20 protein-coding genes and 1 other RNA gene are annotated in these 19,933 nt (G+C 70.3%); 6 read left to right on the top strand and 15 right to left on the bottom strand.

All coding sequences use genetic code 11. The features are described from left to right. Positions 1-75: 75 nt before the first annotated feature. Together AMYNI_RS0119055 and AMYNI_RS0119050 are read left to right on the top strand one after the other, a co-directional pair. Positions 76-525 (top strand): glycine-rich domain-containing protein, encoded by a 450-nt coding sequence (locus AMYNI_RS0119055; RefSeq protein ID WP_020669632.1) that lies wholly within the window; start codon positions 76-78, stop codon positions 523-525. Positions 526-596: 71 nt separating this feature from the next. After that, complete coding sequence (locus tag AMYNI_RS0119050; protein WP_020669631.1) at positions 597-1,238, top strand: class I SAM-dependent methyltransferase; 642 nt, start codon at positions 597-599, stop codon at positions 1,236-1,238. Between the two features lie 44 nt (positions 1,239-1,282). Here AMYNI_RS0119050 and AMYNI_RS0119045 read toward each other — a convergent pair whose 3' ends face one another. Continuing rightward, positions 1,283-2,200: a LysR family transcriptional regulator gene (locus AMYNI_RS0119045; RefSeq protein WP_020669630.1), complete on the bottom strand. Its 918-nt coding sequence runs from the start codon at positions 2,198-2,200 to the stop codon at positions 1,283-1,285. Positions 2,201-2,287: 87 nt separating this feature from the next. On the opposite strand from AMYNI_RS0119045, the gene AMYNI_RS0119040 reads away from it, so the two are divergent. Then, a complete protein-coding gene (locus tag AMYNI_RS0119040) occupies positions 2,288-3,205 on the top strand; it encodes an EamA family transporter (protein WP_020669629.1) in 918 nt (305 codons plus the stop codon). A gap of 155 nt (positions 3,206-3,360) precedes the next feature. Here the strand turns inward: AMYNI_RS0119040 and AMYNI_RS0119035 are convergent, their stop codons facing one another. The 10 genes from AMYNI_RS0119035 to AMYNI_RS0118990 all read right to left on the bottom strand — a co-directional run bounded on the left by AMYNI_RS0119035 (position 3,361) and on the right by AMYNI_RS0118990 (position 12,391). Further along, positions 3,361-4,002, bottom strand: a complete 642-nt coding sequence (locus AMYNI_RS0119035) for a DedA family protein (RefSeq protein ID WP_020669628.1) — start codon at positions 4,000-4,002, stop codon at positions 3,361-3,363. A gap of 92 nt (positions 4,003-4,094) precedes the next feature. Then, positions 4,095-4,736: an SDR family oxidoreductase gene (locus AMYNI_RS0119030; RefSeq protein ID WP_026360644.1), complete on the bottom strand. Its 642-nt coding sequence runs from the start codon at positions 4,734-4,736 to the stop codon at positions 4,095-4,097. A 116-nt stretch (positions 4,737-4,852) separates the two neighbouring features. Beyond that, entirely contained in the window at positions 4,853-5,977 is a 1,125-nt protein-coding gene (locus AMYNI_RS0119025) for an ABC transporter ATP-binding protein (RefSeq protein ID WP_020669626.1), read from the bottom strand. Beyond that, positions 5,974-6,966 (bottom strand): ABC transporter ATP-binding protein, encoded by a 993-nt coding sequence (locus AMYNI_RS0119020; protein ID WP_020669625.1) that lies wholly within the window; start codon positions 6,964-6,966, stop codon positions 5,974-5,976. Before AMYNI_RS0119020 ends, AMYNI_RS0119025 begins: the two co-directional genes overlap by 4 nt. Before the next feature lie 7 nt (positions 6,967-6,973). Continuing rightward, on the bottom strand, positions 6,974-7,897 hold the full coding sequence (locus tag AMYNI_RS0119015) for an ABC transporter permease (RefSeq protein ID WP_020669624.1): 924 nt from the start codon (positions 7,895-7,897) through the stop codon (positions 6,974-6,976). After that, positions 7,894-8,898: an ABC transporter permease gene (locus tag AMYNI_RS0119010; protein ID WP_020669623.1), complete on the bottom strand. Its 1,005-nt coding sequence runs from the start codon at positions 8,896-8,898 to the stop codon at positions 7,894-7,896. The genes AMYNI_RS0119015 and AMYNI_RS0119010 overlap by 4 nt, the downstream gene beginning before the upstream one ends. Positions 8,899-8,978: 80 nt before the next feature. Then, on the bottom strand, positions 8,979-10,640 hold the full coding sequence (locus AMYNI_RS0119005; protein ID WP_020669622.1) for an ABC transporter substrate-binding protein: 1,662 nt from the start codon (positions 10,638-10,640) through the stop codon (positions 8,979-8,981). A 197-nt stretch (positions 10,641-10,837) separates the two neighbouring features. After that, positions 10,838-11,407, bottom strand: a complete 570-nt coding sequence (locus tag AMYNI_RS0119000; protein ID WP_020669621.1) for a hypothetical protein — start codon at positions 11,405-11,407, stop codon at positions 10,838-10,840. 7 nt (positions 11,408-11,414) lie between these two features. Further along, entirely contained in the window at positions 11,415-12,011 is a 597-nt protein-coding gene (gene recR, locus AMYNI_RS0118995) for a recombination mediator RecR (protein ID WP_020669620.1), read from the bottom strand. Positions 12,012-12,022: 11 nt separating this feature from the next. Beyond that, on the bottom strand, positions 12,023-12,391 hold the full coding sequence (locus AMYNI_RS0118990) for a YbaB/EbfC family nucleoid-associated protein (RefSeq protein ID WP_020669619.1): 369 nt from the start codon (positions 12,389-12,391) through the stop codon (positions 12,023-12,025). A 99-nt stretch (positions 12,392-12,490) separates the two neighbouring features. Here AMYNI_RS0118990 and AMYNI_RS0118985 point away from each other — a divergent pair, with 99 nt between their 5' ends. Beyond that, the gene (locus AMYNI_RS0118985; RefSeq protein WP_084628690.1) at positions 12,491-13,294 is read left to right on the top strand and encodes an N-acetylmuramoyl-L-alanine amidase; all 804 of its coding nucleotides are present in this window, start codon (positions 12,491-12,493) and stop codon (positions 13,292-13,294) included. 260 nt (positions 13,295-13,554) lie between these two features. Here AMYNI_RS0118985 and AMYNI_RS0118980 read toward each other — a convergent pair whose 3' ends face one another. After that, a complete protein-coding gene (locus AMYNI_RS0118980; protein ID WP_020669617.1) occupies positions 13,555-15,615 on the bottom strand; it encodes a DNA polymerase III subunit gamma and tau in 2,061 nt (686 codons plus the stop codon). Positions 15,616-15,684: 69 nt separating this feature from the next. On the opposite strand from AMYNI_RS0118980, the gene AMYNI_RS0118975 reads away from it, so the two are divergent. Next, positions 15,685-16,644, top strand: coding sequence for an alpha/beta fold hydrolase (locus tag AMYNI_RS0118975; protein WP_020669616.1), 960 nt, complete (start codon positions 15,685-15,687; stop codon positions 16,642-16,644). A 194-nt stretch (positions 16,645-16,838) separates the two neighbouring features. Here the strand turns inward: AMYNI_RS0118975 and ffs are convergent. From ffs to AMYNI_RS0118965, 3 genes are all read right to left on the bottom strand, one after another. After that, positions 16,839-16,933: signal recognition particle sRNA small type (gene ffs / locus AMYNI_RS47780), an RNA gene on the bottom strand. 41 nt (positions 16,934-16,974) lie between these two features. Continuing rightward, entirely contained in the window at positions 16,975-18,471 is a 1,497-nt protein-coding gene (locus tag AMYNI_RS0118970) for a sensor histidine kinase (RefSeq protein ID WP_026360641.1), read from the bottom strand. After that, positions 18,449-19,183 (bottom strand): response regulator transcription factor, encoded by a 735-nt coding sequence (locus AMYNI_RS0118965; RefSeq protein WP_026360640.1) that lies wholly within the window; start codon positions 19,181-19,183, stop codon positions 18,449-18,451. Before AMYNI_RS0118965 ends, AMYNI_RS0118970 begins: the two co-directional genes overlap by 23 nt. A gap of 161 nt (positions 19,184-19,344) precedes the next feature. Between AMYNI_RS0118965 and AMYNI_RS44860 the strand changes: the two genes are divergently transcribed. Further along, the gene (locus tag AMYNI_RS44860; protein WP_020669613.1) at positions 19,345-19,926 is read left to right on the top strand and encodes a hypothetical protein; all 582 of its coding nucleotides are present in this window, start codon (positions 19,345-19,347) and stop codon (positions 19,924-19,926) included. Positions 19,927-19,933: the final 7 nt, after the last annotated feature.

The following is a 19,933-nucleotide window of genomic DNA, read 5'->3' as shown; positions in this document are numbered from 1 at the left end:
GCTCACCCGGACGGCTCATCAGGCGGCCGGGTGGTGTGTGCAAAACCTTGTCGCGCAACGGAACGGAGAACTGGCATGACCACGATCGAAGTCGCACTGCGGGACCCCCGAACCTGCGTATCGGAGCAGGTGTGGGAGCGCGAGGTCCGGCTGATCATGCGGGACTACGAGATGGACCGCGAACTCGCCGAGCGGACCTTCGGGCAGACGATCGCGTATCTGGTCACCTCGGCGGAGAAACCCGACATCCCGATGGGGCCCACCGCCGCAGTGGACAAGGGCGTGCACTCGTTCGTCCTGGACACCCCGCGCTACTGGGACTTCTGCATGCAGCACGCGGGCACCTATCTGCACCACGTGCCGCACCTTCCCGAGGAACGAGCCGGGCAGCCCATGGTCCTGTTCGACACCATCCACGCCATCCGCGCCGCCGGATTCACGGTGGATGACCAGCTGTGGGGCGCCCAAGGCGCGGAGTGTCACCAGTGCCACGCCTGCTGCTCCGACAGCCCATACAAGAAGTAGCCGGACGGTAGTCTCGTCTCGCTTCCGGTTCCGGCGCGAGGCGAGGCCACCTCAAGGGAGAGGCAACGCGGATGACCACACCAGTCCAGGTCTGGGACAGCTTCGCCGCGACGGCGAAGCCCCGCAGGGCGGTGAACGCGGCCGGCGTCACCACCTGGCTGAACTGGACCCAATACCCCGACCACGGCCCGGACGAGTCCGTGCTCGGCCCCGTGAGCGGCAAGCGGGTGCTCGAGCTCGGCTGCGGAGCCGGAGCGAACCTGGCGCACGTGGCCACCCTCGGAGCTCGGTGTGTTGGCGTCGATATCGCACCCACCCGGATCAAGGCAGCGGCCGCCCGGTGGGGCACCGCGGCGAACCTCGAGTTCGTCACCGCCGACGCCGTCGACCACCTCACCGGGAGCCGAGTCGTCTATGACGTGGTGTTCTCGATCTTCGGTGCGGTCTGGTTCACCGACCCCGCGGTGCTGCTCCCCGCCGTCCACGACGCCCTCGCTCCGGGCGGAGTGTTGGCGTTCTCCCACCTGCCCGCCAGCGACGCCCCCGGACCGGCAAGGCGGCTGATCACCAAGCACCACCTGTCGACCCACCAGTGGCACCAAGCGCTCGAGGACGCCGGATTCGACGCGATCAGCGCCGAGATCATCCCAGCCCCGGGGCCCGACCAGCCGGGGACGCTGCTCGTGCACGCCCGTCGAGGTCGCCTGGCGTAAGAGCAGCTTCAGCAACTTCCATCCCGCCGCCTGGCACTCCTTCCTCACCGCCCTCCGGCACCGGTAAGAGCAGCCACCTCGGCATGTAGGGCGGCTAGAACCGCGGCGACGGCGGGGCGGGCCGAGGCGCCGAGGCGCAGCACGGCCTCGACGTGCCGGGCCGCCCGCAGGCCGGCCAGCGGGCGGCGGACCAGCCGTTCACCCGGACCGGTCTCCACCGAATAGCGCGGCAGCAGCGCGATCCCGTGCCCGGCGGCGACCAGTGCTTCGGTGATCCGGAAGTCGTTGATCCGCTGCACCACGTTCGGCCGGACACCGGTGCGCACGGCCAGCGAACGGAGCACGTCGTCAACCGGGAAGCCGACGTCCACCCCGATCCACCGCTCGCCCTCCAGTTCAGCCGGTTGCACCTTCTTCCGCCCGGCCAGCCGGTGCCCGACCGGCAGCGCGACGTCCAGCGGCTCGCGCAGCAGGTGCACCACCTCCAGCCGCTCGGAGTCGAACGGCTCGGCGTGCTCGTCGCGGTGCGCGACCACCACATCGAAGTCGGCGACCAGCCCGGGCACCTCCGGCGGGGTCATGTCGATGTCGCGGATGCCGACCTCCAGGCCGTCGACCGCGGCGAGCCGGTGCAGCAGTCCGGGCAGCAGCATCAGCGCGCCGGAAGGGAAGATCACCAGCCGCACCCGGCCTTTCGGCGCGCTGCGGTAGGTGTCCAGTTCGGACTCCGCGCGGTCCACCGCGGCCAGCACGTCGTCCGCGCCGGCGACCAGGGTGCGGCCGGCGTCGGTCAGCCGCAGCCCGCGCCCGGCCGGTTCGGTGAGCGGCAGCCCGATTTCGGCCTGCAGGGCGCGCAGTTGCTGGGAGACCGCGGACGGGGTGCAGTGCAGCGCCTTCGCGGCCGCGCTCACGCTGCCGCGGTCGGCGAACTCGCGCAGGGTGCGCAACCGGCCGAGGTCCATCACCCCAGTCTATGTGAAGCGCTACTACAAGGTAATTGCAGCTATTCTCGCTAGTGCTTAACGTTTTTTCGCCGCAGAGTTAGGGGCATGTCCCCTCGTGACCGGCTGCTCGCGGTGTTCGTCGCCGTACTCTGGGGCGCCAACTTCCTGGCGATCCACGTGACCCTCGACCATTTCCCGCCGCTGTTCGTGGCGGCGATCCGGTTCGCCCTGGTCGCCGTGCCGACTGTGCTGTTCGTGCCGTGGCCGAAGGTGAAGGCGCGCTGGCTGATCGGCTACGGGCTCGGTTACGGCACGCTGCAGTTCGCGTTCCTGTTCGTGGCGATGGACATCGGCATGCCGACCGGCCTGGCTTCGCTGGTGTTGCAGGCTTCGGCTCCGTTCACCGTGCTGCTCGGCGCCGGCTTGTTGCGTGAGCGGGTTTCCCCGCGGCAGTGGCTCGGCATCGGCATCGCGGTGGCCGGGATGCTGGTGATCACCTGGCGGCAGGCCGAGTACGCCGCGCTGCTGCCGGTGGCGCTGACCCTGCTCGGCGCGCTGAGCTGGGCGCTCGGGAACCTGAGTTCGCGGCAGGCGCGACCGGCGAATTCGCTGCATTTCACGCTGTGGATGTGCGCGGTGCCGCCGCTGCCGTTGTTCGCGCTTTCGCTGGTCACCGAAGGCCCCGCTTCGCAGTGGCACGCGCTGGCCACGATCGGCAGCGAGTCTGGGCTGAACGCGCTGCTCGGCCTCGGCTACGTGGTGCTTTTCGGCACCATCGCGGCGCCGTGGATGTGGACGTCGCTGATGCGGCGCAACCCGGCCGGGGTGGTGGCGCCGTTCTCCCTGCTGGTGCCGGTGGTCGGCATGACCACGGCGTTCGTGGCGCTGGACGAACGCCCGGCGCTGGTGGAGATCGTCGCCGGTGTGGTGGTGATCGGCGGTGTGCTGCTCGGCTCGCTCCGGCGCCGGCCGCCGGCACTCGCGCCCGAACCGGTGCTCGCCGCCGCTCCGCCCGGCCGATAGCCCGCCGCTGTGCCGGGTTATGCACAGTCGGCCCGGCCTGTGGACAAATGGCCCGTGAGCAGCGGAAACGTCACCTGGGTTGGATACGCTGGAGCGGGGCCGCCCCCCGGGAAGGGTGGGGGTGTGCTCGGTGGGGTTTTCGCGACGTGGGCGGGTCAGGTGGCTGGGGTGCGTTCGTGGGCGGGGTCGTCCTCGTCGTGGCGGGTGAAGCGTTTCTTGATTACCAGGCTGATCACCAGGCCGGCGAGTACGGCGACCAAGAGGCCGATCCAGGAGAACCGGGAAAGCCATTTCTCGGCCACCACGCCGAGGTAGTAGACCAGCGCGGTGGTGCCACCGGCCCAGGCGATCCCGCCCAGCGCGTTGGCCGCCAGGAACTTCGGGTAGTGCATGCGCAGCGCCCCGGCCAGCGGCCCGGAGAGAATGCGCAGCAACGCGATGAACCGACCAAAGAAAACGGCCCAGACTCCCCGTTTGCGGAACATTTCCTCGACTTTGGCCAGATGTTTCGGGCCGAAATGTTTCGGGAACTTGCGCCCGGCCCACGCGAACAGCCGCCGCCCGCCCTTGCGGCCGATCAGATAGCCGACACTATCCCCGGCGATCGCGCCGGCACTGGCGAAGATGCCGATCCACAACGGACTCAAGCCGCCGTGCTGCGACGCCAGCAGCGCGGCACTGACCAGCACGATCTCGCCCGGCAGCGGAATACCAAGACTTTCGGTCCCGATCACCAGCCCGACGATCAGATATACCGCGAGCGGTGGAATGGCCTCCAGCCACTGGTCGATGTGCATTTCCTGCCCCTTGCCGCGCCTTGTTCCCCTTTGTCCGGATTTCCGCATCCGGAATCGCAATGGCAGGATATCGCAGCAAATAGAAAGGCAACTCAGGCGAAAGCGGTCAGGGCGGCACTTATCGGAGTGTCGCCGGAGACCACGTCGAAGCCGCGGTTCTCGGTGAACGGCTCGGTCAGGGTGCCGGTCAGCACCGCGGCCACGTCCGCCCTGGTGACCCGGCCGGGTTCGAGATGGCCGCCGATCTTGACCCGGCCGGTCGGCGGCTGGTCGGTCAACGTGCCCGGCCGGACCAGGGTCCAGACCAGGCTGGACCGGCGCAGCGCGCTGTCCGAGATCTGCTTGGCCAGCAGGATCGACCGCACCAGCCGGTCACCCTGGTCCGGCGAGTCCGCGAACTGCGCGGAAAGCTGCACGAACCGCGGCACCCCGGCGCGCTCGGCGGCGTTGATCGCGGCGATCGCGCCGTCCCGGTCGACCATGTTCACCATGGACGGGTCCGGGTCGCCGGCGCCGGCGGTGTTGATCACCGCGTCCGCGCCGGTGAAGGCGTCGACCAAGGCCGACGGGTCCGACGCCAGGTCCGCGACCACCGGCTCCGCACCCAGCTCGACGACCGCCGCGCCACGGCTCCTGCCGCGCAGGCCCGCCCGCACGGTGTGGCCGTGCCGGCGCAGCAAACGCACCACGTGAATTCCCGTACGACCCGAAGCCCCGAGCACCGTGACCAGCATGTACCGATCCTGCCCCCTCCCCGCCCCGCGCGCACCCCCGGCGCGACGCAGTGAAGGCCACCTTGCCTGCGTTGAACGCAGGCAAGGTGGCCTTCGCTGCATGTCAGCCCGCGAGGTCAGCTTTCGAGGATCTCGGTGACGGAGGCGGGGCCGGTGCGCACGGCGTCCGGGTTGAGGGCGCCGTCCACCTCGACCAGCTCCGCCTGCACCTCGTGCGCGGAGATCCGGCCGTCGCGGATGTCCTCCACGTAATGGCAGGCGACCCGGTGCCCGACGCCGATGTCCCGCAGCACCGGACGCTCGGTGTCGCACCTGGTCTCCTGCCGCCACGGGCACCGGGTGTGGAACCGGCAACCGCTCGGCGGCGCGGCCGGCGAAGGCAGATCGCCGGCGAGCAGGATCTGCTCGCGGCCGTCCTCCACCGCCGGGTCCGGCACCGGGATCGCGGACAGCAACGCCTTGGTGTACGGGTGCAGCGGCTCCTGGTACAGGGTCTCCGAGTCGGTCTCCTCGACCATCGAGCCCAGGTACATCACGCCGATCCGGTCCGAGATGTGCCGCACCACGGCCAAGTCGTGCGCGATCACCAGGTAGGTCAGGCCCAGCTTCTGCTGCAACTCCTCCAGCAGGTTGATCACCTGCGCCTGCACCGACACGTCCAGCGCGGACACCGGCTCGTCGGCGACGATCAGGTCCGGCTCCACCGCCAGCGCCCGCGCAATACCGATCCGCTGGCGCTGGCCACCGGAGAACTCGTGCGGGTACTTCCGCAGCGAACTCTCCGGCAGGCCCACCGCGGCCAGCAGCTCGCGCAGCCGGGTCCGGGTGGACTCCTTGTCCTTGTCCAGGCCGTGCGCCCGCATGCCCTCGATCAGAATGGACTCCACCGACTGCCGGGGGTCCAAACTGGACAGTGGATCCTGGAAGATCATCTGCATCCGGCGGCGGCGGGTGCGCAGCTCCTCGCCCTTGAGCTTGGCGATGTCCGTACCGTCGAACACCACGTTGCCCGAGGTCGGCTCGGTCAACTTGAGCATCGCCCTGCCGAGCGTGGTCTTGCCGCAGCCGGACTCGCCCACCAGGCCGTAGGTCTCCCCGCGGCGGATCGACAGGTCGACCCCGTCCACCGCGAACACATGACCGACCGTGCGGTCGATCAGGATGCCGCTCTTGATCGGGAAATGCACCTTCAGGTCGTCGACAGTGACCAGCACGTCGTCTTCGGCGGCCGCGTGACTCATCGGGCACCCGCCTTCTGTGCCTCGGGCACCACCGGGTTGTGACAGCGCAACAGGGTGTTCCCCTCGGGTTCGAGGTCCGGCGACGACTCCCGGCAGACCGGCAGCGCGTTCGGGCAGCGCGGCGCGAACGCGCAGCCGCCGTCCCACGGGATGTTGTCCGCCACCGAACCCTTGATCGGCACCAGCTTCTCGCCCCGTTCAGCGTCCAGCCGCGGAATCGACGCGAGCAGGCCGTGCGTGTACGGGTGCCGCGGCTCGGCGAACAGCTGATGCCGCTCCGCCCGCTCCACGATCCGGCCGCCGTAGAGCACGTTGACCTCGTCGCAGAGCCCGGCCACCACACCGAGATCGTGCGTGATCATGATCAGCGCGGTCTCGGTGTCCTGCACCAGCTCCCGCAGCAGCGCCAGGATCTGCGCCTGGATGGTCACGTCCAGCGCGGTGGTCGGCTCGTCCGCGATCAGCAGCCGCGGCCGGCAGGCCAGCGCGATGGCGATCAGCGCGCGCTGGCGCATCCCGCCGGAAAGCTGGTGCGGGTACTCGGACAGCCGGCGCGCCGGATCCGGGATGCCCACCTTGTCCAGCAGGATTATCGCCTCACCGCTGGCCTGCTTGCGGGACATGCCGCGGTGGCGCTCCAGCACCTCGGTGATCTGCAGGCCGATCGGGATGACCGGGTTCAGCGAGGACAGCGGGTCCTGGAACACCATGCCGAGGTCGCGGCCGCGGCGGTCCCGCAGCTGCTTGTCCGACAGGCTGAGCAGATCGGTGCCCTCGAAGGAAACCGAGCCGGTCACCTTGTTGCCGCGTTTCGGCAGCAGGCCCATGATCGCCAGCGAGGTCACCGACTTGCCGCAGCCGGACTCGCCGACCAGCCCGACCGTCTGGCCCGGCTGCACGTCGAAGCTCACCTTGTCCACCGCGGTGAACGGCCGCTCGCCCTTGCGCTGGAACACCACGCTGAGATCGCGCACTTCTAGCAAGGCCATCGCTATTTCACCGCCTGTTCTTCGGGTCGAGGGCTTCCCGCATGGACTCGCCGAGCAGGGTGAAGCCGAGCGCCACCACGATGATCGCGATGGCCGGGTAGAAGGAAAGCTCCGGCCGGACGTCCAAATAGGACCGGGACGCGTTGCCGAGCATCAGGCCCCACTCGGCCCTGGTCGGGTCCGGGTCGCCGAGGCCGAGGAAGGACAGCGCGGCGGCCTCGATGATGGACGTGGCCAGGGTCAGCGTGGCCTGCACGATCACCGGGCCCAGCGAGTTGGGCAGCATGTGCCGCAACACGATGGTGTGCCGTTTGACGCCGAGCGAAGTCGCGGCCAGCACGTGGTCGCTGGACCGCTGCGCCAGCATCGCGCCGCGCAGCAGCCTGGCAAAGATCGGCACGCAGATGATCGAGACGGCGATGATCACCGTCCACTGGCTCGGTTTCGCGGCCAGCGCCGCGATCGAGATGGCCAGCAGCAGGCTCGGGATGGACAGCATGACGTCCACCAGCCGCATCAGCACGGTGTCCACCCAGCCGCCGAACGCACCCGCGAGGCCACCGATGAGCATGCCGACGGCCAGCCCGATCAGGGTGGCCATCACGCCGACCACCAGGGTCTGCTGGGAACCGACCAGCAGCCTGGACAGGAAGTCCCGGCCGAACTCGTCCCCGCCGAGCGGGAAACCGGGCTGCGGGCCGGGAATGACACCCGGCCGCACCAGGTCGCCGAGATAGCGCTCGTTGGGGTCCTTCGGCGCCAGCAGCGGGGCGAACGCCGCGAGCAGCAGGAACAGCCCGGTGATCACCCCGCCGGTGATCGCCACCGGGCTGCGGGACATCCGGCGGAGCGCCTGGCCGGCCAGGCTCTGCCCGGCCGACGAGGCGAGGTCGTCGACCTTCTCCTTGCGCCTTGTCAGAAGAGTATTCATCGCACCCGCACTCTCGGGTCGATGATCCCGTAGGACACATCGACCAGCGTGTTGACCAGCACGTAGACCACCGCGCCGAGCAGGATCAGCGCCTGCAGCCGCGGGTAGTCCCGGCGTTCGATGCCCTCCGCGAGCAGGAAACCGATGCCGCGGTAGTTGAATACCTTCTCGGTCAGCACCGCGCCGCCGAGCAGCAGCCCGGTCTGCAGGCCGATCGTGGTGGCCACCGGCAGCAGCGCGTTGCGCAGCACGTGCCGTCGACGGATGGTCGGCTGGGCGAGCCCCTTCGACCGCGCGGTGCGGATGAAGTCCTCGTTCAGCACGTCCAGCACCGACGCGCGGGTGATCCGCACGATCACCGCCAGCGGGATGGTGGCCAGCGCAACCGCCGGCAGCACCAGGTGCCAGAGCACGTCACCGGCCGCGTCCCACTCCTGGGTCAGGATGCCGTCGAGCACCCCGAACCCGGTGATGTCGGTGGCGTCGAGGCCGGTCGAGATCCGGCCCTGCGACGGGAACAGCGCGAGGTTCTCGGCGAACACGTACTTGAGCAGGTAGCCGAGGAAGAACACCGGCACCGCCACCCCGACCAGGGTGAAGATGATCGTGCCGTTGTCCAGGAAACCGCCGCGGAACCGGGCGGCGAGATAACCGAGCGGAATGCCGAGGCCCACCGCGAAGATCAGGGCCAGCACGGCGAGCTCGATGGTGGCCGGAAGGGCGAAGCCGATCTCCGACATCACCGGCTGGCCGGAGGCGAGCGAGGAGCCGAAGTCACCGGTCAGCACCCGGCCGAGGAACTTGAAGTACTGCACGAAGATCGGCTGGTCGAGGCCGAGCACGCGGTTCAGGTCGGCGACCTTCTCGGGGGTCGCCTTGTCACCGAGCATCGCGCCGGCCGGTCCGCCCGGCAACGCGCGCAGCCAGGCGAAAACGAGGATGGACAAGATCAGCAGCGTCGGAATTGCCTGCAGCAACCGACGCACCAGGAAACGGAGCATGGATAGTCCTTTTGGTCAGCCCTGAGGTGGCGGGGCGGGGACGGGCACCAGGCCCGCCCCCGCTCGGCTACGCGCCAGGACTATCCCTTGCTCACGGTGTTGAACCGCTCGTCGGTGAGCGGGCTGGGATTGATGCCCTGGATCTTCTCGCTGACCACCAGCGCCGGGCTGGGGTAGGCGACCGGAATCGCGGGCAGGTACTCCATGACCTTCTTGTTGGCTTCCTGGTACGCCTTGGCGTGCTCCGGGCCCGCCGGGGCGGCGTCCGCGTCGGACAGCGCCTTGAACAGGTCCGGGTTGTTGAAGCCGAACTCCGGCTTCTCGCGGCCGAAGAACGTGCCGACGAAGTTGCCGGCGTCGTTGTAGTCACCGGTCCAGCCCAGCAGGTGGATGTCGTGCAGGCCGCTCTTCTGCACGTCGTCCTTGTAGCCACCGTTCCACGGCTTGGCGATCGGCTCGATCTTGACGCCGATCTTCTTCAGGTCCTCGGAGATCGAGGTGAAGGCCTCCGCCGGGTTCGGCAGGTACGGGCGGCTGACCTCGGTCGGGTAGTAGAACTTCAGCGTCAGGTCGGTCGCACCGGCCTCGGCCAGCAGGCTCTTGGCCTTCTCCGGGTCGTACGGGTACTTGGTGACATCGTCGGTGTAGCCGTCGATGACCTTGGGCACGAACTCGGTGGCCACCTCGGAACCCTCGGCCAGCTTGCCCTTCACGAACTGCTCGCGGTTGACGCCGTAGGCCAGCGCCTGGCGCACCTTGAGGTCCTGCAGCTTCGGGTTGCCCTTCTGGTTGATGCCCAGGTAGAGCACGTTGAACGACGGGCGCGGCAGCACCTTCTCGCCGTCGCCGCGCAGCAGCTGGTAGTCACCGGGGTTCGGGTAGTCGTAGCCGTCGATGTCACCGCTCTTGAGCGCCTGCTTGCGGGCGTTCTCGTCGGCGATGATCTTGAAGATCAGCTTCTCGAGCTTGGCCTTGTCGAAGGACTCCTCGTTGCGGGTGAGGGTCACCTCGCCCTTGGCCTGGTCGTAGCCCTCGAACTTGAACGGGCCGGTGCCGGTCGGGTGCTTGACGTACTCGCTGTACTGGAACGAGCCGCCGCTCTGCACGACCTGGTCGGCGTTGTACTTCTTCAGCGCTTCCGGGCTGGAGATGGAGAACGAAGGCAGCGTAAAGGCGGCCGGGAAGGCGCCCTTGGCCTTGTTCAGGTTCAGCACCGCGGTCCCCGCGTCGGGGGCTTCGCAGTTCTTGTAGACCGGGTCGCCGGTGGCGTCACCCTCGTTGTTCGCGAAACCCTCGAAAACGTCGCCGTAGTAGATCATCTGGCTCTGGGCGGCGGCGCCCTTCATGTTGAACCAGCGGTCGAAGTTGTAGCAGACCGCGGCGGCGTCGAACGGGGTGCCGTCGTGGAACTTGACGCCCTGGCGCAGCTTGAAGGTCCAGGTCTTGCCTTCGTTGCTGGGAGTCCATTCCTGGGCCAGCGAACCGACGACCTCGGCGGTGCCCGGCTTGTTCTGCAGCAGCGTGTCGTACACCTGACGGGTGATCCGGAAGGTCTCACCGTCGTCATTGAAGATCGGGTCGAAGTTCTTCGGGTTACCGGCGGCTCCGAAGATCATGGTGTTCGAGTTCCCGCCCCCGGCGTCACGGTCAGACTGCGCACAGGCGGTCATCGAGGCCGCAAGCGCACCGGCAAGCCCGATCAGGGCAATACGGCGCGTTTTGGCCGCCCGCAGTTGGAGCATTTGGCACCCCTTGGAAATAATTCGGTTTATTTACCGTCCGGTCGGTCAGGAGCAGACGGTGCATCGCTGTGTGCGCCGACACTAGCCGGAAGTCGCCCCGCACTTAAGCACGTGAGGTTACGATCGCGCTACGTGGAGGCCGATATAACCGCATAGGGTCGGTAAATAATCACCAAACGTAGCCAAATGGCGGTCCACTAGCGCTCCTGGACCAAGTCCACTACTCCGATCGTGCGATCGGCCCGTCGACTGGTCTGGTCCACCGCGAACCAGCCCCGCTCGAATGCCTGCCATTCGCGCAACCGCTCGCGGTACTGCTCACCATCCCGGTGCACGGCGCGGTCCAGCCTCGCCTGCTCCCCGGGTCCTGGCACCCAGCACAGCAGGGAAAGCCTCGGCCGGATCGAGGCGCGGCCGGCCGAAACACCTTCCAGCACCAGTACTTCCGGTGGTGCCACGGTGATTTCGGCGCCGGGCCGCGGGCCTTCGGTGGTCCAGTCCACCTGGCGATAACTTCCCGCGCGGCCTCGCGCGAACGGGGTCAGCACCCCGTCGGCCAGCCGGGGCCACCAGGCGACCGGCTCCGACCAGGTGGCGAACTCGTCGGTGCTGATCAGCAGGGACCGCACGGACCGGTGGCCCAGTTCGGTCAGCACCGCGGCGGCCAGGGTCGACTTGCCGGCCCCGGAGGGCCCGTCGATGGCGAGCACCCGGACGGCGCCGAGCCTGGCCGGCGCGGCGAGCAGGGCCGCCACCAGCTCGTGCACGGTTTTCCTACAGGGCGCGGCGGCCGGACAGCGCGCGGCCGAGGGTGAGCTCGTCGGCGAACTCCAGGTCCCCGCCCATCGGCAGGCCGGACGCCAGCCTGGTCACGTTCAGTCCGGGGAAGTCGCGCAGCATCCGCACCAGATAGGTGGCGGTGGCCTCGCCCTCGGTGTTCGGGTCGGTCGCGATGATCACCTCGGTGACCTCCGCTTCCCCGATCCTGGCCAGCAGCTGGCGCATCCGCAGCTGCTCCGGCCCGATCCCGGACAACGGGTCGAGTGCCCCGCCGAGCACGTGGTAGCGGCCCTTGAACTCGCGGGTGCGTTCCACCGCGAGCACATCCTTCGGCTCCTCCACCACGCAGATGACCGTGAGATCGCGGCGGGTGTCCCGGCAGATCCGGCAGTTGACCTGTTCCGAGACGTTGCCGCAGATCTCGCAGAACTGGACGCCCTCCTTGACCTTGCCGAGCACCTCCTGCAGCCGCCCGATGTCCGCCGGTTCGGCGGCGAGCAGGTGGAACGCGATGCGCTGGGCGCTCTTCGGCCCGACCCCGGGCAGCCGCCCGAGCTCGTCGATGAGGTCCTGAACTACGCCTTCGTACAACGGGGTCCCAACTAGCCGAGGCCGCCGGGCAGCCCGAGACCGCCGAGGTCGGGCATGCCGCCGCCACCGAGGCCGCCGGCGAGCGGGCCGAGCTTCTCCTCGGTCAGCTTCTGCGCGTTGCCGGTGGCGTCCCGAACCGCGGCGACCACCAGGTCGGCGAGGGTCTCGGTGTCCTCCGGGTCGACCACCTTGGGGTCGATGGTGAGGTTCTTCAGCTCCAGGCTGCCGCTGACCACGGCGGTCACCAGGCCGCCACCCGCGGTGCCGGTCACCTCGGCCCTGGCCAGTTCCTCCTGCGCCGTGACCAGTTGCTGCTGCATCTGCTGCGCCTGCTGCAGAATCTGCTGCATGTCGGGCATGCCACCACCGGGTTGCACCATGATTCGGCTTCCGATCCACTCGCTTACTTGCACGTGTCCACCAGCCTAGCCGGGCCTCGCTGTGACACCGTGGTGGCCGTGCGACGACGGCTGGTACCGATGGTGATGGCGGGGATGCTGCTGGCCGCGGGCTGCCAGTCCGGTGATACGCCTGGGGTGCCTTCTCCTTTGACGCCTCCCGCCGGGCCACCGCCGTCCAGCTCGGTGCCGCCCCCGCCGGAAACCGTGACCAGCGTGCCGAGCCCAGCCGCGGCCCGGCCGGTGGTGATGCTGGATCCGGGGCACAACGGCGCGAACGCCCGCGACCGCGCCGCGATCAACCGCCAGGTACCGGCCGGGCGCGGCAGGACCAAACCGTGCAACACCACCGGCACCTCCACCGACGACGGCTACCCCGAGCACGCGTTCACCTTCGACGTCGCGCACCGGGTCGGCGACCTGCTGACCGCTCGCGGCATCCGGGTCGGCTACACGCGGCAGGACGACAACGGCATCGGGCCGTGCGTGGACGCCCGCGCCGCCGCCGGGAACGAGGCGGCCGCGACGGCGGTGGTGTCGATCCACGCGGACGGCTCCACCGCCAAGAGCGCGCACGGTTTCCACATCGCCTACTCGGATCCTCCGTTGAACGTCGCCCAGGGCGAGCCGTCCTCCCGGCTCGCCGTCGCCCTGCGCGACGGCCTGCTCTCGGCCGGTTTCGCGGTGTCCAGCTACATCGGCCAGTCCGGGCTCTCCCCGCGGGACGACCTGGCCGGGCTCAACCTGTCCGAACGGCCGGCCGCGCTGGTGGAATGCGGGAACATGCGGAACCCGGCGGAGGCGGCCGCGATGTCCACCCCGTCCGGCCGGCAGCGCTATGCGGACGCGATCGCGGCCAGCGTCCAGCACTACCTCGTCGGCTGATCGCTCTCGGGCTGGATCTGGCTGGCCCAACGTGACGTTTGGTGTCTTCTATTGGCCAAACGTCACATTGGGCGTGTTCCGGAGGCAGCTGATCCGGCCGTTTCGCCGCGGTTTCCGAGTTGTGCACAGTTGGCCGTACCTGTGGACAACTGGCTTGTGAGCAGCGGAAACGGCTTGGGGGGCGGATAGACTGGAGCGGGGTCGCCCCCCGGGATGGGTGGGGGCTGCGCGGGGGTGGGTTTCGCGGCGTGAAGGGCTGGTCAGTCCAGGGGGCGGGCGCCGAGGTGGTCGGAGAGCAGCTTGTGCACCTTGGCATCCGGGTCGTCCTCGGTCGCCGGTGCGGCCTGCGGCGCCGGGCCGGCGTCGTCGACGGTGTAGTCGTCTTCGTCCTCGGGCTCCGGCGGCAGCGGGATGTCCGGCTCAGTGGTGACCGGTACCGGGCGCTCGGGCTTGGCGGGCGGGGCCGCCGAACCGGCGGACGGCCTGCTGAAGGAGCGCTGCGGCTGGTTGTTCTCCGGCCGGGCTGGCGGCGGTTGCTGGGCCGGCGCGCTCTGCGGAGCCGGGCGCTGCGGCGCGGGGGCGGCGGGCTGCTGCCTGGCCGGAGCCGGAGCGGCGGCCGCACCGGCGGCACTGCCGTGCACGCAGCGCACCTGCCAGGTGCCACCGAGCACCTCGCCGAGCGCGGCCGCGATCTTGTCCGCGTTGTGCTGCTCGGACAACCGCTTGGCCAGCGGGGCCGCGGTGTGCGCGAGCACCACGGTGGAACCTTCGACGCTCTGCACGGTCGCCTGGGTGAGCATCGCCGCGGTGCTGCGGCTGCCGGGGGTCTTCCGCAGTGCCTCGAGCAGGTCGGGCCACATCCGCCGGACGGCGGTGGTGTCGATGGCGCCGACCGGCTGCGGGTCGGGCGGGGTCTCGGCGGACGACGGCGACTCTGCCGGCGCCTCCCTGGCGGGGGCGGCCGCCGGCGCGGGTTCGGCCTCGGGCTCCGGCCTGGCCGGGGCGGACTGTTCGGAACGGCTCGGCGCGGCGGCGGGCCGCTGGGACGGCCGCTGGAACGAACGTTCCGGCGCCGCAGCAGGTGCGGCTGGTGCAGCAGGGGCCGCGGCGGCCGGGGCCTGCTGAGCAGCGGGGGCCGCCACGGGCGCGGCCGGAGCACCCGCGGTGACCCGGCGTTCCAGCCGCTCTAGCCGTTGCAGGACGGCGGCCTCACCCTCGGCGGCCGAGGGCAGCAGCATCCGCGCGCACAACAACTCCAGCAGCAAGCGCGGCGCGGTCGCCCCGCGCATCTCGAGAAGTCCATTGTGGACAATCTCGGCGTAGCGGGACAGCGTGGCCAGCCCGACCCGCTCCGCCTGGGAAAGCATCCGGCCAAGCTCGTCCTCGGGTGCGGAAACAAGGCCCTTGCCCGCGGCTTCCGGCACCGAGCGCAGCAGCACCAGGTCGCGCAGGCGGTCCAGCAGATCGGTGGCGAACCGGCGCGGGTCGTGCCCCGCCTCGGCGAGCCGTTCCACGGTGCCGAACACGGCCGTCGCGTCGTCCGCGGCCAGGCCGTCCACCATGTCGTCGATCAGCGCCACATCGGTCACGCCGAGCAGCGCGACCGCGCGGGTGTAGTCGATGCCGTCCGGCCCGGCCCCGGCCAGCAGCTGGTCGAGCACGGACTGGGTGTCCCTGGCGGAACCACCGCCGGCCCGGATGACCAGCGGGTACACCGCGGGCTCCACGGCGACGCCCTCGGCCTCGACGTTGCGCTCCAGCAGCTCGCGCATCGAACTCGGCGGGATCAGCCGGAACGGGTAGTGGTGCGTACGCGAGCGGATGGTGGTCAGCACCTTGTCCGGCTCGGTGGTGGCGAAGATGAAGATGACGTGTTCCGGCGGCTCTTCCACGATCTTCAGCAGGGCGTTGAAGCCCTGCGTGGTGACCATGTGCGCCTCGTCGATGATGAACACCCGGTAGCGCGAGTCGGCCGGCGCGTAGAAGGCCCGGTCGCGCAGCTCCCTGGCGTCGTCCACACCGCCGTGACTGGCCGCGTCCAGCTCGGTGACATCGACGCTGCCGGCGCCCTCCGGCGCCAGCGCCTTGCACGAGGCGCACTCGCCGCACGGGTCCGGCGTCGGCCCCTGCACGCAGTTCAGCGAACGGGCCATGATCCGCGCACTGGACGTCTTCCCGCAGCCACGAGGGCCGGAGAAGAGGTAGGCGTGGTTGATCCGGCCCGCGGCCAGCGCGGTGCGCAGCGGTTCGGTGACATGCTCCTGGCCGACGACCTCGGCGAAGGTCGCCGGACGGTACTTGCGGTACAGCGCTAGAGCCACGCCGCGAGAGTACCGGCAGGGGCCGACGGTCCCGGAGGCCGCATTGGCCCGCTGCCTAGGCTCGGTGCCATGAGCGAGTTCGAGCACCGTTTCATCGAGACGAACGGGATCCGGCTGCACGTGGCCGAGGCGGGCCGAGGGCCGCTGGTGCTTTTGCTGCACGGGTTCCCCGAATGCTGGTACTCCTGGCGCCACCAGCTGAGCGCGCTGGCCGACGCCGGGTTCCACGTGGTGGCGCCGGACCAGCGCGGATACGCCAGATCGGAACGGCCGGCCGCGGCCGAGGACTACACCATGGCGCACCTGACCGGTGACGTGATCGGGCTGATCGACGCGCTCGGCGAAGAGAAGGCGGCCGTGGTGGGCCACGACTGGGGCGCGCCGGTGGCCTGGCACACCGCGCTGTTCCGCCCGGACCGGGTGCGCGGGGTGGCCGGGCTCAGCGTCCCGCACGCCCCGCGCGGCTCGGTGCCACCGCTGACCGCGATGCGCGCGGCCTTCGGCGAATCCTTCTACATGAACTACTTCCAGCAGCCGGGCCGGGCGGACGAGGAGCTGGCAGCCGATCCGGCGGACGCCTTCCGGCGGCTGCTGGTCGGCCTGTCCGGCGACGCCGACCAGGTGCGGCCGATGCTGGTTCCGCCGGGCAAGGAGTTCACCGACCTCTGGCCGTGGCCGGAGACGCTGCCGCACTGGCTGACCGAGCATGACCTGGAAACCTATGTGGCCGAGTACGCCGAGGCCGGGTTCACCGGCGGGCTGAACTGGTACCGCAATCTGAACCGCAACTGGGAGCTCACGGCCGCCTGGAAGGGGGCGCGGATCGCCGTGCCCGCGCTGTTCGTCGGTGGCGATCGTGACCCGGTGCTGGCCGGGCGCACCGGGGAAGCGATCGAGGCGACGCTGCGGGCGGCGGTGCCGGGCCTGACCCGCTCGGTGCTGCTGCCCGGCGGCGGCCACTGGCTTCAGCAGGAACGCCCCGCCGAGGTCAACGCGGCACTCCTCCAGTTCCTGCAAGCCCTCCCCTGACCCGTTTCCGCAGCTCAACGGTCGTGAGTGAAAAGTGTTGCCGGAACAACAACTTTCACTCACGACCGGCGCTGGTCCACGCCCGACGTGCCCGGGCCGTCAAGACGAGGAGCTCGCACCGTGGGGGGTTTGGGGGGCTCGGCCCCCCAATAGACACAGGGACCCTGCGAAGACGCCCCAGCGTCGAGCAGAGACATAGGGGACCCCGCGCACCCGTCAGAGCCTGCTTATCCTTGCTGCCTTCCGGCCCTGGGGAGGTTCACAGGGTGGACGCCGCGCGGGGTCCGTGGACCAGTGTAGCCATGTCGCTCGCCGCACGCCGCCGCACGCCTAGGCCGGCGGTTCCCGCCAGGCCGGGAGGGTCAGGGTGAACTCGGTCTTCCCCGGTTCGCTGCGCACCTCGACCCGGCCGTGGTGCGCGGCGGTCACCGCGGCCACGATCGCCAGGCCGAGCCCGGTGCTGCCCGCGTCGCGGGAGCGAGAGGTGTCCCCGCGCGCGAACCGCTCGAACACCTCGGGCAGCAGGTCGGCCGGGATGCCGGGGCCGTCGTCCGCGACCACCAGCGTCACCACCCGGTGCCGGGCGGACAGCGTGGTGCGCACCGAGGTGCCGGGCGGGGTGTGCGTGCGCGCGTTGTTCAGCAGGTTGATCACCACCTGGTGCAGCTGGTCCGCGTCGCCGAGGGTGCTGATCGGCTCGCCGGGCACCTCCAGCAGCCAGCGGTGCTCCGGCCCGGCCACGTGCGCGTCCGCGACCGCGTCGGCGACCAGCCTGGACAGGTCCACCGGCTCGCGGGCCGGCGCCCGGCCAGAGTCCAGCCTGGCCAGCAGCAGCAGGTCCTCCACCAGGGTGGTCATCCGCGCCGACTCCGACTCCACCCGGCCCATCGCGAACGCCACGTCCGGCGGCACGTCCGCCAGGTTGCGCCTGGTCAGCTCGGCGTAGCCGCGGATCGCGGCGAGCGGGGTGCGCAGTTCGTGGCTGGCGTCCGCGACGAACCGGCGCACCCTGCTCTCGCTGGTCTGCCTGGCCGCCAGCGCGTTCGCCACGTGTCCGAGCATCCGGTTCAGCGCGGCACCGACCTTGCCCACCTCGGTCCGGGTGTCGGTGTCTACATCGGACACCCGGATGGACAGCGCCACCTCACCGCGGTCCAGCGGCAGCTCGGCCACCTGGCCCGCGGTCGCGGCCAGCCGGTTCAGCGGGCGCAGCGTGCGGCGGATCGTCACCGCGCCCACCGCGCCGGCGACCAGCAGCCCGGCCAGCGCCACCCCGCCGAAGGTGAAACCGAGCTGCCACAGGGTGTCCGAAACCTCCACCGTGGGCAGCCCGGTGATCTGCACCCCGCCGTCCATGGTCCGGCTCGCGAGCAGCCGGTACTCGCCGAGCGGCCCGAGGTCGCGGGTGTTCCTGCTGCCGTCCGGCGGCAGGTCCTGCAGCACCCGCAGCTGGTCGGCCGGCACGTCGTCGAACGGCACCGAGCCGCCGTTGTTGCCCTTGCTGGCCCGCAGGATTCCGGCCCGCAGCTCGCCGTCCGGGTCGAGATGGGCGGCCAGCGTGCCGACGCCCTGGCCGACCGCGCGCAACGCGTCCGGCGGCGGCCGGTCCAGCCCGGGCAGGCCGGGCAGGTTCGGTGGTGGCGGCCGGTTGCCGCGGTCGCTGGCCGCGACCAGCCGGTCGTCGAGCTGGCCGATCAGGAAGTCCCGCAGCGCGAACTCGGTGACCACGCCGACCACCAGGCAGACCAGCGCCAGCAACCCGGCCAGCTGCGCGACCAGCCGCCGCCGAAGCGACCACGGCCGGCTACTTCGCGGGCTTGAGGACATACCCCGCGCCACGCATGGTGTGGATCATCGGCTCCCGGTCGGCGTCGATCTTCTTGCGCAGGTAGGAGATGTAGAGCTCGACGATATTGGCCTGTCCGCCGAAGTCGTAGCTCCACACCCGGTCCAGGATCTGCGCCTTGCTCAGCACCCGCCGCGGGTTGTTCATCAGGTACCGCAGCAGCTCGAACTCGGTCGCGGTGAGCGGCACCGGCACGCCGCCGCGGTGCACCTCGCGGCTGTCCTCGTCCAGGGTCAGGTCGCCGACCACCAGCGTGGACCCCCTGCTGCCGGAGACCCCGTGCGCCCGGCGCAGCAGCGCGCGCAGCCGCAGCGCCACCTCCTCCAGGCTGAACGGCTTGGTCACGTAGTCGTCGCCACCGGCGGTCAGCCCGGCGATCCGGTCCTCCACCGCGTCCTTCGCGGTGAGGAACAGCACCGGCAGGTTCGGCGACTCGGCGCGTACCCGGCGCAGCACCTCCAGGCCGCTGAAGTCGGGCAGCATCACGTCGAGCACCACCGCGTCCGGCCGGAACTCGCGGGCGATCCGGACCGCTTCGGCCCCGTCGCCGGCGCTGCGGATCTCCCAGCCCTCCATCCGCAGCGCCATCGAGACCAACTCGGCCAAGGTCGCTTCGTCGTCCACGACGAGCACGCGCACCGGTGTGCCGTCCGCCCGGTGCAGCGCGGTCGAAGTGGTGTTCATGGTTGCCATCCTCGGTCCGACGGGTAGGCCGAACCTGTGCCCTTTCTGTGCATTGGCTGTGAACGGCGCGGAGCACAGGACCCGCCAACGCACGGCACAGCTCGCACACAGTCTCGCTGGTGAAGCTGGTGCTCGCCGAACGAGAAAGAGGACCGAGAAAGAGGACACCGATGAGCACCGAACCGACGAACCAGCCCGGCGGCAACTGGGGCGACCCGGCACCGGCCGGGCAGCCCGAGCGGCCGAAGTGGTCCGGGCGCAAGATCGCGGCGGCGGCCGGGGTCGCGGTGGTGATCGCGGCCGCCGGCGGGGTGGCGATCTACGCGGGCACCAGCGCGAACGGCGAGCAGGCCGGCGGCATGGGCCAGGGCGGCGGCCGGATGTTCCCCGGCGGCCCGCAGGGCTCGATGGGCGGGGCGGCTGGCGCGCTGGGATCCGCGCTGCACGGCGACTTCGTGGTGCCCGACGGCAACGGCGGGTACCGCACCGAACGCCTGCAGACCGGCGAGGTGACCGCGATCAGCGCCACCTCCATCACCACCGCCAGCAAGGACGGCTACACGCAGACCTACACGATCGACACCGGCACGAAGAAGAGCGGCGAGCCGAAGAACGGCGACACCGTCACCGTGCTCGCGAACGTCTCCGGCGAAACCGCCACCGCCACCGCCATCACCGAACCCGGCCAGTCCCAGCCCGGCGGCCGCGGCCGGCAGGACGGTCAGCAGGGTGGCCCGCCGCCGGGTCAGTGACGGGCGG

The sequence above is a fragment of the Amycolatopsis nigrescens CSC17Ta-90 genome (genome assembly GCF_000384315.1).
Classification (GTDB): Bacteria; Actinomycetota; Actinomycetes; order Mycobacteriales; family Pseudonocardiaceae; genus Amycolatopsis; species Amycolatopsis nigrescens.
The sequence above is the reverse complement of the archived record's forward strand: the minus strand, read 5'-3'. Positions and strand labels throughout refer to the sequence as shown.

What these genes read in the sequence shown, in the direction of transcription:
- AMYNI_RS0119040 (WP_020669629.1), top strand. Translation starts at nt 2,288, where the DNA reads ATGTCCCCTCGTGACCGGCTGCTCGCGGTGTTCGTCGCCGTACTCTGG.
- AMYNI_RS0118970 (WP_026360641.1), bottom strand. Translation starts at nt 18,471, where the DNA reads ATGTCCTCAAGCCCGCGAAGTAGCCGGCCGTGGTCGCTTCGGCGGCGG.
- AMYNI_RS0119050 (WP_020669631.1), top strand. Translation starts at nt 597, where the DNA reads ATGACCACACCAGTCCAGGTCTGGGACAGCTTCGCCGCGACGGCGAAG.
- AMYNI_RS0118975 (WP_020669616.1), top strand. Translation starts at nt 15,685, where the DNA reads ATGAGCGAGTTCGAGCACCGTTTCATCGAGACGAACGGGATCCGGCTG.
- AMYNI_RS0119030 (WP_026360644.1), bottom strand. Translation starts at nt 4,736, where the DNA reads ATGCTGGTCACGGTGCTCGGGGCTTCGGGTCGTACGGGAATTCACGTG.
- AMYNI_RS0119005 (WP_020669622.1), bottom strand. Translation starts at nt 10,640, where the DNA reads ATGCTCCAACTGCGGGCGGCCAAAACGCGCCGTATTGCCCTGATCGGG.
- AMYNI_RS0119055 (WP_020669632.1), top strand. Translation starts at nt 76, where the DNA reads ATGACCACGATCGAAGTCGCACTGCGGGACCCCCGAACCTGCGTATCG.
- AMYNI_RS0119035 (WP_020669628.1), bottom strand. Translation starts at nt 4,002, where the DNA reads ATGCACATCGACCAGTGGCTGGAGGCCATTCCACCGCTCGCGGTATAT.
- AMYNI_RS0119045 (WP_020669630.1), bottom strand. Translation starts at nt 2,200, where the DNA reads ATGGACCTCGGCCGGTTGCGCACCCTGCGCGAGTTCGCCGACCGCGGC.
- AMYNI_RS0119015 (WP_020669624.1), bottom strand. Translation starts at nt 7,897, where the DNA reads ATGAATACTCTTCTGACAAGGCGCAAGGAGAAGGTCGACGACCTCGCC.
- AMYNI_RS0119020 (WP_020669625.1), bottom strand. Translation starts at nt 6,966, where the DNA reads ATGGCCTTGCTAGAAGTGCGCGATCTCAGCGTGGTGTTCCAGCGCAAG.
- AMYNI_RS44860 (WP_020669613.1), top strand. Translation starts at nt 19,345, where the DNA reads ATGAGCACCGAACCGACGAACCAGCCCGGCGGCAACTGGGGCGACCCG.
- AMYNI_RS0118990 (WP_020669619.1), bottom strand. Translation starts at nt 12,391, where the DNA reads ATGGTGCAACCCGGTGGTGGCATGCCCGACATGCAGCAGATTCTGCAG.
- AMYNI_RS0119025 (WP_020669626.1), bottom strand. Translation starts at nt 5,977, where the DNA reads ATGAGTCACGCGGCCGCCGAAGACGACGTGCTGGTCACTGTCGACGAC.
- AMYNI_RS0119010 (WP_020669623.1), bottom strand. Translation starts at nt 8,898, where the DNA reads ATGCTCCGTTTCCTGGTGCGTCGGTTGCTGCAGGCAATTCCGACGCTG.
- AMYNI_RS0118965 (WP_026360640.1), bottom strand. Translation starts at nt 19,183, where the DNA reads ATGGCAACCATGAACACCACTTCGACCGCGCTGCACCGGGCGGACGGC.
- AMYNI_RS0118985 (WP_084628690.1), top strand. Translation starts at nt 12,491, where the DNA reads ATGGTGATGGCGGGGATGCTGCTGGCCGCGGGCTGCCAGTCCGGTGAT.